We start from the raw sequence: 14864 nt of genomic DNA, 5'->3' as shown, positions 1-14864 counted from the left end.
GCTAGCCTCCCCCCGAAGTCTAGCCTTATTCCAGAACGCGCAAGCGAAGCGTCATTGCTGTTAATGTCATTATATGATTACGACATAACATTCTGCCATGTGTAATTTACCGCCAATTAACATTTTGGTGTGAATTACGCCGCACTTTTAAAATGGAATATAAATTAAGCGCTCGTTGTCTGTTCAAGATCATCACCAATAAACCCGCCTGTTTGGTGATTCCACAATTGAGCGTAGATACCGTTTTGGTGAATCAACTCTTGGTGCGTGCCTTCTTCGACGATATTACCTTGGTCGAGTACGATCAAACGGTCCATTGCTGCAATGGTCGATAGACGGTGTGCAATCGCTATAACCGTTTTGCCTTCCATTAGTTCAATCAAGCTCTCTTGAATCGCTGCTTCAACCTCAGAATCAAGTGCTGATGTTGCTTCATCCAGAACCAACAGCGGCGCATTCTTCAGAAGTACACGTGAGATAGCCACACGCTGACGTTGACCGCCAGAAAGCTTAACGCCTCTTTCACCCACTTGAGCATCGTAACCAATGTTGCCAAACGGGTCGGTTAGGGTTTCGATAAACTCATGAGCGTGTGCCTGTTTGGTTGCGGCATACACTTCTTCATCTGATGCATCAGGACGGCCGTAAAGAATGTTGTCTTTGATCGATCGGTGCAGCAGTGAGGTATCTTGAGTCACCATGCCGATATTGCTGCGCAGTGAGTCTTGTGTCACCGATGAGATCTCTTGGCCATCAATCAAAATTCGACCATTTTCTACATCGTGGAAGCGCAGTAGCAAGTTAACTAATGTCGATTTACCTGCCCCTGAACGGCCAACCAAGCCGACTTTTTCGCCCGGCTTAATGTTGAGGTTCAGGTTGTTGATCACGCCCTTGTTCTCGCCGTAGTTAAAGCTCACGTTGTCGAAGTTGATGCCGCCTTGTGGAACCTTCAATGGTTCAGCATCTTTTTTGTCTTCGATAGAGATGGGCTTAGACAGCGTTTTAATGCCATCAATCACGGTACCTAGGTTTTCAAACAGACCGCCGATTTCCCACATGATCCATTTCGACATACCGTTAATACGTAGAGCCAAGCTGACTGCAATAGCAATCGCACCGACTGTGATTGCATTATCTAGCCACAGGTAGATAGAGATACTTGCAATGCTGAACACCAATAGGTAGTTAGCAAATTCAACACAGATGTTGAAGCCAGTAACCAAGCGCATTTGGCGATGGACTGTGTCTAGAAAGCCTTCCATCCCTTCTTCAGCGTAATCGGTTTCTCTTTTGCTGTGTGAGAACAGTTTGACCGTTGCGATATTGGTGTAGCTATCCACAATGCGACCCGTCATCAACGAGCGTGCATCCGCCTGTTCTGAAGACACGTCTTTCAGCTTTGGCACGAAGTGCAGTTGAATGCCGACGTAAATGAACAACCAAATCAACATTGGAGCCATTAAGCGCCAATCCGATTCCGCGAGCATGAACAGCATTGCTGTGAAGTAAACCGTTACGTAGACAAACACATCGACCATTTTGGTCACGGTTTCACGTACCGCGAGCGATGTTTGCATCACTTTGGTGGCAACACGCCCGGCGAAGTCATCTTGATAAAAGGACAGGCTTTGCTTCAAAAGGTAGCGGTGCGCTAACCAACGAATCGACATTGGGTAGTTGCCCAGCAAAGTTTGGTGAAGCAATAGCGAATAAACACTGATCAAGATTGGCATCACGACCAACAGCAGAACGCCGAGCCCCATCAGTGTCGACTCGTTGTCTGCTAAGAAGGTGTCTGGGTTGCTTGTTGATAGCCAGTCAACCAGTTGACCCATGTAACCGAACAGCGCAACTTCGATGATCGCGATGGTCATGCTCATCAATCCGAGCAAGATCAACGGTTTTTCAAAACCACGAGTGTAATGGCGGCAGAATGCCAGTATTCCAGTAGGAGGTTGTATCGGCTCTCCCTTTGGAAAGGCTTCAGTAAAGCCTTCAAATTTCTTGTACATAGTTTTCCCTTTATAAGCTACTGCATCTTTGATGCTAGAGCATCGTGATGTGCAGCTTTGTTTTTATAGTCTTGATTTGAATTTTTCAGTTTTAGTTTGAAATTATATAAGTGCCAACGCGTTCTTATAAGTATTAAGCCATTCGATAGATTTTTGTTTAGTTCTTAAGTAAGTACTTGGTTTAAGCGACACAGAACACTTCCAAAGAGTGTCTTTAATGAAGCTAATTTTAGATTGAATTAGACAGGAAAAGTTAAGCTTATTTCAAACGTAATTGATGGTTATGCAACGATGATTATCCTAACGTTAAATGGATTAAATTGTAATCAAAACTCGTGTGGAGATGAAAAATGAAATGAGAATATTTATCCAGAAAATTCTATAACGAATATGCATACAGTTGGTTCTTTCTGATACGTTGTTATCTTGCAGTAAAAATTACCGATTAATCTAAAATCTACAGTAATTACTTGGGATAAATATTCAAATCGTTGTGATTTTCAGTGAATTTTGTCGTAACAAGTTGTTTACAATTCTGAGGTAAATAAAAGATAGGGACGGTTAAAATGTTAAACCTACACAAAAAATCACTGCATATTACTAATGTTCAAAACGCAAATTGCGTTGTTATGGTGCCGCCAAAAGAATTTAAATTTAACGAAGAAACAGCCCGTGATAACGAGTTTCAGCACAGAGTCGATCTGACTGAAGCTGAGGTAAAGTTAGAAACGATGGCTGAATTTAAGGCCATGGTGGCTTCATTGCGTAAAGAAGGTGTGCAAGTTGTAGAGTTTGATTATCCGGAACTGGGTGTTGAAACCCCTGACGCAGTGTTCCCAAACAACTGGTTCAGTACTTGTAGTGATGGAAGCCTATTCACTTTCCCTATGGCGTGTGAAAACCGTCAAAATGAAGTTAAGCCGAATGCACTTATTGAAGCGTTGGAAGCGTCTGGTCGCATTGTTAATCACAGTGAGTCTATGGAGTCGTACGTTGCTCAAGGTTCTTATCTAGAGAGCACTGGCGTGATGGTGATCGACCATATCAACAAGACCATTTATGCTGCGCTTTCACAACGTTGTGACCGCGAAGTATTGGAAGATTACGCGAAGCGCATTGGCTATTCTCGCGTGGTCTCGTTCCAAACGGCATTACCGTCTGGTCAACCGATTTACCATACCAATGTGATGATGGCGATTGGTGATAACTTCTGCGTGATCTGTGATGAAGTGATTCCAGAGTTTGAGCGCCGCTTTGTTGTGAAGTCTCTTGCCAAAGACAAGCAAGTTATCTCTATCTCAATCGATCAGATGAATCGTTTTTGTGGCAACATCCTTCAGCTTGAAACTGTGAATGGCGACAAGGTGATCGCGATGTCTCAATCGGCTTATGATGCGTTTTCTCCAGCTCAGTTAGCTCAGCTTTCGACGCATGGAAAGTTACTTCCGTTTAATGTGAAAACGATCGAAGACATCGGCGGTGGTTCGGTGCGATGCATGTTGGGTGAGGTGTTTTTACCAACGCGAGTGAATCGTCTGTAACAAGTATAGAAAGTATAACAAGCACTCACTCCCAGCATTGAATTTTTGAATACCACTCTCATCGCAGAGTGGTATTTTTGTTTTTATCTATCACAAATAAGAGAACAAGAGCTCGTTATAGGAGTCAACGCACAAAAGCTAACGCAAAAGCTATGAAGCGTTCTTGAAGGCTCTGTGCTCGATGAACTGAGTTGAGAGTGCGACCACTTCCTTAGAATACACTAGCGCCGTGTGATTGAGCTTGAGGGCGTAGGTGTCTGTTGCGCCTCGCAGGTTGGCGTCTTCAAGCGTCACCGTACCATCCCCAGGATTTCTTCCCAATACAATACGTCCTACTCCGGCGTCGTAGGTACCCGTAATCACGCCAATCGGCACATCAATATCATAATCACCCAAGCCATCGCTTAAGATCATCTTGCTCGAACCAAATATAAATCCGAGGCCATGATTCGACAGCGTTTTAGCGATAGTCGCACCATTGTGTGGAGTCCCCGCGGTAATGATGCAGGTGTCGGAAAAGTTGGGTTGGTAAAACTTAAAGTAGTGACGAATCAGCAAACCACCGAGTGAGTGACCAAAGAAATAGACCTCATCGTGCTCATCAAAGCGTGCATTCACGAAGCGGTTGAGGCGTTTAGCGGCAGAAGGGAAACGCAGCGAGTTGTAGGCGAACTTGTGCGTTGTAAAGCCGCGTTTTTTGAAGTTTCTATCCAGATATTGCATGATCAACGCAGGCATATATAGACCATGAATTAAAACTATATGTTTGTTTTTATTATTCATTTTTGTCCTCCGTCTGATGATGCCCCCAGTATATTTAGTCGCAAATTTAAACTCAATAAAACTTACGGCTTATGGGACACAATAGACAGAGGTGTGCGTTATAGACAGAGTGCTCGTTATAGATAAAGAGTGGTTACTCTGATCTCACTCCACCATATACATCTATGGTTAAGCCGCCTTGTTTGGCATAGGTATTCGGTGTTAGGCCTGTTACCTTATGAAGCTTCACTTTTAGCTTCAGGTTCAACCAAAACCTTGATTACGCCTTTTTGTAGGATCAGGTTATTAGGGTAGGTAATGATATTGCCCGAACTGTGTCGAAGAATAACGTGGAACATGGTGATATCGATGATCACACCACTGATGTCTTCGTCTTTCTCCGCGACTCTTACTCTGTCGCCAATGCGATAAGGGAATACGAAAAATATTAGTACACTGGCTGTAAGGTTACTTAGAATTGACCATTGCGCGAATAATGCAACACCTAGCACCGCAAATATGGATGATAAGAATAGCGAAATATCACCAAAACCTAAGTTAAGAACAATCGTAAACACCGCGATGAAGAGTAGAAGCAAAACAATATTGAAACACTTAATCACGAACTGCTTTCGCTTCAACTCGACTCGCTTATTTTCCGCTAATGTTTCTATCCAGTTTTTTCCCAAGCGTTTTATCACCCAATACACAGTGATAAGAAGTAGACCTAAAACCACTTGTTTAAGCCACATATTGGATTGCAAAAACTCAACCATTAAATAAACCTCAATTTTTTCAAAATAATGACCTCTGCCGCGATGACAGCGAGCAGCCCAACGCAAAATAGTGGGAATGCTATTGGGTTATCTGTTCCGGGTATTCCTGCAATATTGACACCCAGTAAACCGGTGAAAAACCCAGCAGGGAGGAAGATACCCGCAATGATTGAAAATAGGTACGTATTTCTATTCATTTTTTCAGCTTGTTGCTGACTTAGGCTCGCTAAAAATACATTGATTTGTTCGATGTAAAACTCAACAGACTCATTAATTCTCAGGATGGTATCAAGGCTGTTCTTTATATGACTGTTGTGCTTACCCAATGGAGCTGGCAATTCACTCATTAAATCCTCAAAAACGTATTTCTGTGGCTTCAAATAGCGCCTTAGTCTAAGTAACCTTGAATGCAGAGCATTGATAGACTTAATATCGATATGAGATTCAGACTCTAGCTCATCAATCAGTTGTTCGACGGGAGTCAAGAAGCTTGATATATAATGGTTAATTCCACGGATCATTCCAAGTAAGACATCTGGTAATGATGTCGGGCCTTGGTTTTGTTTGAGATCAGATATCAGATTACTGACCGCTTTTGAAGGAACTTTGCGTGTCGATATCAAAGTGCCTTTGTACCATAAGATACGTAGGCTAAGCATGTCGTCAGGGTTAGCACCTTCGTTCAGGTTAATGCCTCGCAGAATCATCAAAAAACAGTCGTGACCAAACTGCTCAAATCTAGGGCGGGTGTCATCGGTGAGTAATGAATCGATGATGGCATTTGGAACCGTATTACTGTGGAGCCATTCTCTCAAACCGTCAGCATCTCTTTGGCAGTGATACCAAGTTGATTGCTCGAATGAGGCTGGGCTGGTGGTGTGCTCATGTGCCACACCCTCAGAAAATTGCCAGCTTGAAATTATGAAAGCGTCCATTCATTTGTCCTTAATGATATGACGTAAACATTGATATTATGGCGCCATTCAGGTGCCGTATTGAACTGAGCTTAATCTTGGTAAGTTCAATGAGCGATGTGAGTGAGATAAAGTCTAATAAGACGAGTTGGTCTTTGGAGCACGACGGACTCTTCTATTATTGTCGCTATTAAATGTAGCTCATTGTTTCGTCGTTATAAATTAGCACTCTGGCTCCATGTTAGCGACGAAAAAAAGAAAAGATCGATGTCTTTTCTTTTTAGGGGAAGTTGAGGAGAGCTTGCTCAGGCAACTCGAGTTTTCCGAAGGTTTACATAAGCAAAAGCACTAGCGACACGCAACAAAGATATCTTGGCTCTCTCGGTATTCTTTGGTTTGCACGTCCATTAGGCCGAGCAGCGAGTCGAACAGGTTATCGTGAGAAAAGCTCTGCTCTTTCCCCGCCTTTCTTAAGCAGGTCTCGCTTATCCCTTTCTGCGCAGCAAAACCATGAGACATCCATAGGATCATAGGCACATGGGTTTGCTCTTTCGGGGCCAATGAATAAGGCATGCCATGCAAGTAGACGCCATTTTCTCCTAGTGACTCGCCATGGTCGGACACGTACATCAACGCCACATTGTATTTGTCGGTCAGCTTCTCAAGCTTTTGCATCGCTTGTGAGAGAAAGAAATCCGTATACAAAATCGTGTTGTCGTAGGTGTTGACCACTTGCTCTTTGGTGCAGTTTTCAATGTCTGCACGAGCGCAATCTGGCGTAAACTTCTTATGTTCGTCTGGGTAACGTTCAAAGTACGTAGGCCCGTGAGACCCCGAAATATGATAGAAAATGATGCTATCTTGCTTGAGTTCTTGAGTATCTTGTTCAAAGTTCTCTAGCATCGCAGTGTCGTAGCATATGTCGTTATTACACAATGGGTCGCTGTCTTTGGCGACGAGCGTCATCTCTTTGATTCGGTGTGCGACAGCCTTGTCTCCACCATCATGCTCCCTCCAGATAGAGTGAATGCCCGCACGGTTCATAATGTCGACCACGTTATCTTGGTTGTAGGCCTTGTCGCGATCGTAGTTGCTGCGATTCATGTTCGAAAACATACACGGCACAGAAACCGCGGTGGCGGTTCCGCACGACTGAACATCAGAGAAAAATATCGGGTTGTAAGGCTTGGTATGAGCGTTGGTTTCTCTCTCATAGCCATAATATTGGTAGTTGTATACACGTGCTGTTTCACCAAGAACAAACACCAATAACGTTGGCTTTTCTGCTTGTTTGGCTTCTGGTTTTAGCTGCGCATCTAACCCTAACTCTTGATAAGAAATAGGCTCTTTTATGTAGGTGTTATTGATGTATTTGACCGTTGATGACACATACTCGGTCGGGATAATCATCTTTTTGATGTGCGAATGATTACGACCAATTGATACGTAATCTTTGTAAAACAGTCCGGCAATAATGGCGATGACGATTAAAGAAGAGAGCAGCCCAATCGACTTCCAGACAAAGAAATCTTTCCAAGACTCTTTTTCAAGTTTGGTGAACAAGAGGGTGAACGACGGAATACCGCCCATCGCAAGTAACCATAAGATGGAGTGGGTACTTACATAGCTTGCTGCTTCACCACTATTGGTCTCGAATACGTTTTCTATCATCCCGTAGTCTACATAGATGCCGTAATTGAACATGCTGTAACTGACGAGTGTCGAGGTGATCAGCAACAAAATAAAAAACGGCTTGGAGAATATCGGCCAATTAAAAACTTGGAAGATAAAATTGAAGGCAGCAAGGAAGAAGATCGGGATAGATAGAAGAAACGCGACACTTTCAGACTTTGATGCCTGAACAATACTAAACAGTTCTAGGGAGAGAGGGATGTTGATGACAAGCAGATAATACACAGCCAACACAAAAGGCAGCTTGTTTATCGACATGTTTAAGCTTGGAAGGTTCATAGTTTTTGTTTTCCTGCGTCACTTATCCCTTTATTTTAGTCTCGCTACCAAGAAAGCTCTAATATCAATGCATAAAGCTCAAATAGACGACGCTGAGCGATAAACTGGCTAAAGTGAAATGACACTAAGGTGTGTAGATACAAAAATTCACTTTACTGTGCCGCCTGATCACAGGGCAGAGTAGCAAAGTGAATTTGATTTATTTACTTACTATGTGATCGCTAGGGACGCACTAGAAGTTGTATGAGCCGCCGAAGCTAACACTGTTGAATGCCAACGTGTGATCATCACTTTTGAACGCACCGTTACTTCCAATAGAGTAGTCATCCACACTCACCGCATCAGCTTGCGAGATCAGGCGAAGTGTTAAGTGTTCAACTGGCGTGTATTCAACGCCAACACCAAAGTGGAAACCCGTACCACTATCATCGCCATATTCTGCAGCGCTATTTGCATTAAGGTCAACAGAACTCAAACCTGCTAATACGAATGGGCGAATGGTGTTGTCGAACGTATAACCGAGGTTTGCGGATACAGAAATAGAGGTTGGAGAAAGTTCTTTTGCGCCATTTCTGTAATCTGCATAATCGTTGTAGCCAAGTTCTACGCCAACAATACGGTTGAATTGGTAACCACCGTATAGGTTATAACCCATACCATCTGAATCTAAATTACCGTGACCATCTGTATCGGAATCTTGATAGACACTAAGTCCACCACCTACATACGCTCCGCCGTCTGTACCTGCTGCAAAAGTTGGAAGTGAAACTAGACCTATTAATCCAAGTGCTAATACTGATTTTTTCATGATAATACCTTACTTACTCATCCCGTAATGCAAATCACGGTATCGCTGACGAGTGATTTATAAAACCCTCACAAATGAAACCTATTTTTTCATTGATAACGTAATTATCTGTAGCCCTTGATTTATCAAGAGGTAAGGTAATATTTGTTGGTTATATTCTTTATAAATAAATTTCACATATTGACAAAAGGTTAAACTTGCTAAATAAAACGATGTTTTTAATTATCACCTAAGATAGAGAGACGCGTTATTTACAACTGCCCTTGAGGGTTTTGAATTGGGTCATATCTGGCGAAGCAGTGACAGCATCAAAACCAAGTTGTACTAATCATCGTAGTAAGTGTTCAGAAATAGTGTAGGAATAAACCTCGGAACAAGGTGCTGCTTTTGGATAAGTCGTTTCGGAGAGTAGAATTTCTATAATCAGAAACCCTAGCAGCATGATGCCGTGTTTTTGTAAGTTTAGTGACGTGTTATCGATCTGTCTAACCGTAAATAAAGCTATCACGTGAGCAAAAAAAAGAGGCCTTATCGCTAAACGATAAGGCCTCCTAAAGTACATTTCAGTACGGGGCAGTTGATACTTAATTTACCAGCCTGAGGGTATCCCCTCCCCCTGCTAGAATTGGTTTGATTGAGTAAAAAGCACCTCCCCCCCTAATGAAAAAGGTTCAATTACAATGAAAGATCTTCTTTTTCCATTTTGAAAGAACATTGAATCTCATATTGGTTGAACGAGAAAACACTGCCGCCATGCGTCCGCTTCGTTGTCACCATCTCATCACCAAACAAAACTGATACACGGGTGTACACTTTCTCGTGCGCCTCTACTGTGCACTCAGCAAGGTTTGTCTCAAATTCAGCTTCGAGCGTTTCCAACTGCGATTTAGTATTCTCTATCGCTTGATTGTTTTTTTCTCGTTGATGTTCAATTTCCAACGCTTTCTCTTCGCTTCTTTCAGCTTTTGGTCGCTTCTTAAATTCAAGTTCTTGTCGGATGACATCCATGGTTTGTTCTTGAGCGTGTTTATAAATTTCCTTCAATTGAGCTATCTTTTTTTGATACCCATCGTAGCGTGCAAAACCATGAACCTTAGTCGCTGTATCCCCTTCAACACCTAAGAAAAGACATTCCACTTTACCGCCGACTTTAGCTTCACCGCCACTAAGTGTGCCATGCTTCTTAAAAGTATCCATCACTATGAGGTTGTTGCCACAACGAATGTCATTACTCATGCAATGTAGATTGAGTAGAATGTCATTGGCAGCTTGAAGTTCTGTATTCTGTGCATAGCTTGCGGTGATAGAGCCTTTGCTAAGTACCTTACAGCTTTTGGGCTCGTCTTCTTTAGTCGTGTGACCAATAATTCCTTTGGCGACCTTAATGTCTCCCTGAGCCTGAACTTCTGCAGATTCAATAAAACCACCAACGGTAATACTTCCGGTCGCTTTAACGATCATTCCTGGTTCTATATTTCCAGAGACAAACACATTGCCTTTGAATTTAACGTGCCCGGTAGACACATCGACATTGCTAACACATAAGGCGTCATCCACTTCGATACTTCGCTCTTTAATAATGGGCAGACCAGAGGATGAAGAGAGTAATAAATTAGGGTCGTCAGGGGAAATGTGGGTGCCTTTTCCTGGCTTAATCAAACTGTCTTGGCCCGGAAGAGGTGGGATAATTCGACCTTGGACGGTAAAGCCCGCAATACCTTTGGTGGCAGGAGTACGTTTCATTAGCGGGTCATTCTGACCGACGGTAATGGTTTCTCCGAGATCTCGCATGTCAATCTTACCGGCGTCTTTACTGCGAGGCTTCAATACTTGGTGAGTGATGTCTTCCACCAATGCTGAAAACTTAGCATCTTTACCCTTTACTGGCGGAGAACCTTTAGCTACGGGTTGAGTGAATTTTTCACCGGGCTTAAGCTTGCTACTCATCATCAAGACTTTTCTAAGTGCTAGCTTATTAATTCCTTTCGTTATGTGGGCTTGAGCCAAGCAATGAATGATGTCACTGCCACGTAGCGCCTGCCCATTATATGCTCCAGTCACAACAAGGCTTGCGAGCATCTCATCATCTGACAATTCAACAGTAACACTGGAATTGCGAACTTCAGCGATCAATATTCCTTTATAAGCTTCTCCCTTGCCTTCTTTAGCTAGAGTGACAAAACGCAGTACCTCTTCTTCGAAAACAAAGTAGTTTGATGCGTTTAAAGCTTCTAAGGTTGTTGGCAATGTCTTATTGTCAAAGCTTGCGTCGACCACAACCCCAGGAGGCAGACATGCCATCACTTGCTTCTTATCTTCCGACAATGTAACGATGCGATCCCACATTCGAATTGAATACCCTTAATAACGCTGTTTTATGCAGTCTATATAATTCGCTCTAAGCTTAGAATCACTACAGTAGAATAATCAGGGTCACATCACTTACTTTCGTTATTGCAAAGGAGACTCATAAATAAGACAGACCCATTCTAAGCTCTACTTCACCTTTACAAAAAAGATTCTTTCCCGATTTTTTCAAACCATGAGTATTGGGGGCGAGCATAAAATCGCAATACAGCGACGGAGCTCATCACCAAAGGATTCTGAATGAATGTGATAATCCGAAATCATAGCTTCCAAACAACAGCGACAATTAGATTGATAGAATTGAGATCGAAAATGAGCGTCATGGTGGATATGCTCAACAAAGGGAAAATCTACATAACGATTGGCTAATTAGAATTACTTAGATTTCTACAATCAGCGGTTCAGTTTACAGTGTAAATCCAGCATTCAAATTTACACTGTAAATCTAATTAACAGTTCAACATATGCTCTGTAGTTCCAAATTTAGTGACAACCGTTAGCCTACCTATTTACAGTGTAAATTTGATAGTAGAGCACCGACATCCTTTCTAAACTGTAGCTCAGCTTGTTTTCGGCCGATTAGATTAAACAGCTCGACACAAGTCCCCCACTCTTTCTGCTGTACGACTTTCGCGATAAGTAAGTCTGAAACAACGAAACCTGTATCGGTTACAGCGTCAGATTCAGCTATGTGAGCTTGATGACCATTACTTTGGAGAATCAAATTAAGGAGACTAAAACCAATGCTGTCATAACTATTACCACCATCGACATAATTCCTGAGGAGTTGGATTTCAGACTCAGCCATAGATTCCGCTTGCCTTGGCAATAATACGCGCACCATATCAACTTCGAGAGAAGCCAGAGAACCAGAAGCGAGGAAACAGAAACTACGCTCAAAATGACTTATCAGATTGTAGGTCCAGTTCTGAGTCTGTTCGTTAAGTGGCTTAACCATCAATACCGAGTGACAGCCACTTGCTTGATCGCGCTGGTGGCCAATATGCAAAGCGTTAAATTCACAACCACGCCAGAAAGATATCAACTCACTGGTCGCGCCAAAGCTCGTCGCAAGATAATCCGCTTGATTGGTTTGCTGAGACAACTGACCTAACATCCAGCGACCAATCCCTGAACCTTGATAACGTCTTGAAACGGCAATACGCATAACTCGAAGGCAACGACTGGTCGCCGCTTGTGTACAACCCAATTGGTTTGCGAGTAATACTGGAGCAAGGTGACCTTGAGGTCTTCGTTTTCCAACTTGAATCTGAGCAATCAGATCGCTATCCAACCCGCCTTCTTCAGTTACCAACATACAGCCTACACATTCATTTTGATGCCAAGCTGCATATAAGTGGATTGCGGGGTTATTTAAGAACTGCATTAAATCGTTTGGTGACGTCTGATAATGGGCATCCACAAGCAGAGAAAAACATTGCTGTAGCTGACCAGGGTTAGTCAAGCATTCTGCTTTTGATAACTCGACCAGATTTAATTGGTTAATTACATCAGCAGAAAAGCCATTTAATTCATTAACCGCGGAGTCACTTAGTGATGCGTTATTACCAAGTAGAAAGCAATCAAACAACCAAGCCTCTAGCAGATCGTTTTTATTCCAACGAATCGGTTGGTCAAGCTTAAACCCTTTCCACCCCGGACGATGCTCTGAAAGCCAAGATTCAAACTTGATACCAAAACCACGTCCACTGCCCTCGTAACCGTGTACCGTAGTTGAAAAAACCATGCGATGATAACTACCGACCATAGATTTAAGCATTGGAATTGGAATGGCAGCCGCTTCATCAACCAATAACAAATCGCAATCAGGCTTAGATTTAAGTAATTCATCTGGAGCGATGAACCTTAAACTTCCGCCTTGATAGCGAATGTGAGTAGCGTTAATCATTTCGTTGGATTTGAGTCGCTGACCCGCATGGAAAAAAACCGGCTCAATGGCCTTTGCTGAAGGCGCAGTCACAATGATATTTAACCCAACACGCTCAACCAAAAGTTGTGCGGCTGCAATACCCAATGTCGAGCTTTTACCGCGCCCTCTATCCGCAGTGATGATCAAAGGACGCTTACGATGACCAGACACCACTTTTTTAACTAACTCAACAGCCAGATTTTGCTGTTCAAATTTGTCCAAACCATTTTCAAAATTTTTCTTCAGAGGAAGTGCGTGAGTCGCTTGAACAATATCGTCAGCTTCATTGCATTGTGAAATAGAAATGAGCTTATCGAAATACCCCCTTAACCAACGTTGGCCAAAGCTCTCGCTATCTTCGGAGTCATCAACTTTTGGTGGCAACACAAGCATCAGCCCGCCGCCGACTAACGAACCTAGTGCGGCGCTAAAACCATTCGCATCAAACTGCTCTCTAAAATCACAAACAAGAACTTGGCACTCACGACCAAGCAATTGTTGGCCTTTTTTGACTGGAGCATGAATCACACCTTCAAATGGAGTACCGCCAATCTGGAAGATGCTCGGAGTGTACGAATTTTGAAGGAAGGTGAAAACAGCAGAGTTTTGCCAATCAAAGTCACCATCAAAGGCCACACCGTAACGGTGACCATTATGTTGGGCAATTTTAGAAAGTGTATGCAGAAAAGTATTGGTTGGGTTTGTCATAGTTAGCGTCCAGATTCATCTAGACACAGTTTATCACAGCCAAATAAAAAGCCGCATAAAGCGGCTTTAGAGGAGCAATGAAAAGTCGTCGACTTAGTCGAGCTTAGATTGAACAAATGCGAGGATTTCTTGCATTGTTGCATCATCAACTTTCTTAAGATTCAGCGCCAAGTTTGAACCCTTACGGCTATATGATGCTCGACCTTTAATAAGTTCAACTTTTGGAGAAGCTTTCTTCACGGGTGCTGGTGCTAATTCAAGAACCCAACCTTCTAAAGTCTCTGTAACGTCTTTGGTTAAACGAGTTACACCTTGAGCTTCGCTGCGCTGCCACACAAAACCTTCAGAAGCATCACACTTGGTCAGTAATGTTTGTTGCTGCTCACTCGTAAGACCGCTGAATTGTTTGTGTAGCTTAACAATTGTCGGACGGCCAAGGTCGCTCACATTTGGGTAAGCTTGTAATAATTCAAGCGGCAGAGCGGCCGCTTTCAACGCTCCACTCACCAAAGCTTCACTGCACTGGAACATTTTCGCGAGTGCTTTTTGGTCTTCAGCTTCGCCTTTATCAAGCTTTGCTTGCATCTCTTTACCCTTCTCATAGAGAGAAAGTGGTTTATGAGCGTTAGCGACATCGGATAAAAACTTAGCGTGCTCACCATTAATGTTTTCAGCGACATAGATTAGGAACTCTTTATCAGCCAAAATACATGACATACGACGACGGCTACCATCAAGAACTTCAATCTTGCCGTCTTTGTTCTTACGACCAACCGCCGGGTATTGCTGACCGCGCTCTTTAAGCGTAGTCAGTACGTCGGAAAGCGCGTGCTCATTTAAGAAAGATTGCTCACGCGCATTCTCTTCGAAAACAACCGTTCGTGTTGCTACATCAGCCGCAGGAATTCGAACTAATTCAAATGAAACTAAGTCTTCGCCCGCAACAGAAAGCTCGATCACTTGAGCTTGTTCTTTTGCCGCTGTTTGAGCTTCTTGTGGCGTAGCTACGCGACGTTTGTTTGCTTTACCAAATAGCTTTGCATTTAAGTCAGATGTTTTAATTGCCATTCTT

At 43.0% G+C, this 14864-nt stretch carries 10 protein-coding genes and 1 pseudogene; 1 reads left to right on the top strand and 10 read right to left on the bottom strand.

Annotated features, from left to right (window positions below; all coding sequences use genetic code 11):
* Positions 1 to 164 precede the first annotated feature (164 nt).
* Positions 165 to 2015 carry an ABC transporter ATP-binding protein gene (locus AB4407_RS00620; protein ID WP_372117594.1) on the bottom strand — a complete coding sequence of 617 codons (1851 nt, stop codon included), beginning with the start codon at positions 2013 to 2015 and terminating at the stop codon, positions 165 to 167.
* Between the two features lie 566 nt (positions 2016 to 2581).
* On the opposite strand from AB4407_RS00620, the gene AB4407_RS00615 reads away from it, so the two are divergent.
* Positions 2582 to 3556 carry an arginine deiminase-related protein gene (locus AB4407_RS00615; protein ID WP_372117591.1) on the top strand — a complete coding sequence of 325 codons (975 nt, stop codon included), beginning with the start codon at positions 2582 to 2584 and terminating at the stop codon, positions 3554 to 3556.
* Between the two features lie 150 nt (positions 3557 to 3706).
* Here the strand turns inward: AB4407_RS00615 and AB4407_RS00610 are convergent, their stop codons facing one another.
* From AB4407_RS00610 to AB4407_RS00570, 9 genes and pseudogenes are all read right to left on the bottom strand, one after another.
* Positions 3707 to 4339: an esterase/lipase family protein gene (locus AB4407_RS00610; RefSeq protein WP_372117588.1), complete on the bottom strand. Its 633-nt coding sequence runs from the start codon at positions 4337 to 4339 to the stop codon at positions 3707 to 3709.
* Positions 4340 to 4472: 133 nt separating this feature from the next.
* Positions 4473 to 4562 (bottom strand): annotated as a pseudogene (locus tag AB4407_RS00605) (AraC family transcriptional regulator); the annotation flags it as partial.
* Positions 4555 to 5094, bottom strand: a complete 540-nt coding sequence (locus AB4407_RS00600) for a mechanosensitive ion channel domain-containing protein (RefSeq protein ID WP_372117586.1) — start codon at positions 5092 to 5094, stop codon at positions 4555 to 4557. The gene AB4407_RS00600 and the pseudogene AB4407_RS00605, both read right to left, overlap by 8 nt.
* Complete coding sequence (locus AB4407_RS00595) at positions 5094 to 6029, bottom strand: CorA family divalent cation transporter (protein ID WP_372117582.1); 936 nt, start codon at positions 6027 to 6029, stop codon at positions 5094 to 5096. The genes AB4407_RS00600 and AB4407_RS00595 overlap by 1 nt, the downstream gene beginning before the upstream one ends.
* Positions 6030 to 6356: 327 nt before the next feature.
* A complete protein-coding gene (locus AB4407_RS00590; RefSeq protein ID WP_372117580.1) occupies positions 6357 to 7979 on the bottom strand; it encodes a phosphoethanolamine transferase in 1623 nt (540 codons plus the stop codon).
* A gap of 232 nt (positions 7980 to 8211) precedes the next feature.
* Complete coding sequence (locus AB4407_RS00585) at positions 8212 to 8787, bottom strand: porin family protein (RefSeq protein ID WP_372117577.1); 576 nt, start codon at positions 8785 to 8787, stop codon at positions 8212 to 8214.
* Positions 8788 to 9462: 675 nt separating this feature from the next.
* Positions 9463 to 11133 carry a FapA family protein gene (locus AB4407_RS00580; protein WP_372117575.1) on the bottom strand — a complete coding sequence of 557 codons (1671 nt, stop codon included), beginning with the start codon at positions 11131 to 11133 and terminating at the stop codon, positions 9463 to 9465.
* Positions 11134 to 11659: 526 nt separating this feature from the next.
* Positions 11660 to 13792 carry a tRNA(Met) cytidine acetyltransferase TmcA gene (locus tag AB4407_RS00575; protein ID WP_372117573.1) on the bottom strand — a complete coding sequence of 711 codons (2133 nt, stop codon included), beginning with the start codon at positions 13790 to 13792 and terminating at the stop codon, positions 11660 to 11662.
* Between the two features lie 93 nt (positions 13793 to 13885).
* Complete coding sequence (locus AB4407_RS00570; RefSeq protein WP_372117570.1) at positions 13886 to 14860, bottom strand: ParB/RepB/Spo0J family partition protein; 975 nt, start codon at positions 14858 to 14860, stop codon at positions 13886 to 13888.
* Positions 14861 to 14864 lie beyond the last annotated feature (4 nt).

This window comes from Vibrio sp. 10N.261.46.E11, from assembly GCF_041472735.1.
In the GTDB taxonomy this organism is placed as follows: Bacteria; Pseudomonadota; Gammaproteobacteria; order Enterobacterales; family Vibrionaceae; genus Vibrio.
Note: the sequence above shows the minus strand (reverse complement) of the source record. Positions and strands in the feature narration are given on the sequence as shown.

Coding starts and splice junctions, on each gene's coding strand:
- AB4407_RS00620 (WP_372117594.1), bottom strand. CDS start 2,015: ATGTACAAGAAATTTGAAGGCTTTACTGAAGCCTTTCCAAAGGGAGAG.
- AB4407_RS00615 (WP_372117591.1), top strand. CDS start 2,582: ATGTTAAACCTACACAAAAAATCACTGCATATTACTAATGTTCAAAAC.
- AB4407_RS00610 (WP_372117588.1), bottom strand. CDS start 4,339: ATGAATAATAAAAACAAACATATAGTTTTAATTCATGGTCTATATATG.
- AB4407_RS00600 (WP_372117586.1), bottom strand. CDS start 5,094: ATGGTTGAGTTTTTGCAATCCAATATGTGGCTTAAACAAGTGGTTTTA.
- AB4407_RS00595 (WP_372117582.1), bottom strand. CDS start 6,029: ATGGACGCTTTCATAATTTCAAGCTGGCAATTTTCTGAGGGTGTGGCA.
- AB4407_RS00590 (WP_372117580.1), bottom strand. CDS start 7,979: ATGAACCTTCCAAGCTTAAACATGTCGATAAACAAGCTGCCTTTTGTG.
- AB4407_RS00585 (WP_372117577.1), bottom strand. CDS start 8,787: ATGAAAAAATCAGTATTAGCACTTGGATTAATAGGTCTAGTTTCACTT.
- AB4407_RS00580 (WP_372117575.1), bottom strand. CDS start 11,133: ATGTGGGATCGCATCGTTACATTGTCGGAAGATAAGAAGCAAGTGATG.
- AB4407_RS00575 (WP_372117573.1), bottom strand. CDS start 13,792: ATGACAAACCCAACCAATACTTTTCTGCATACACTTTCTAAAATTGCC.
- AB4407_RS00570 (WP_372117570.1), bottom strand. CDS start 14,860: ATGGCAATTAAAACATCTGACTTAAATGCAAAGCTATTTGGTAAAGCA.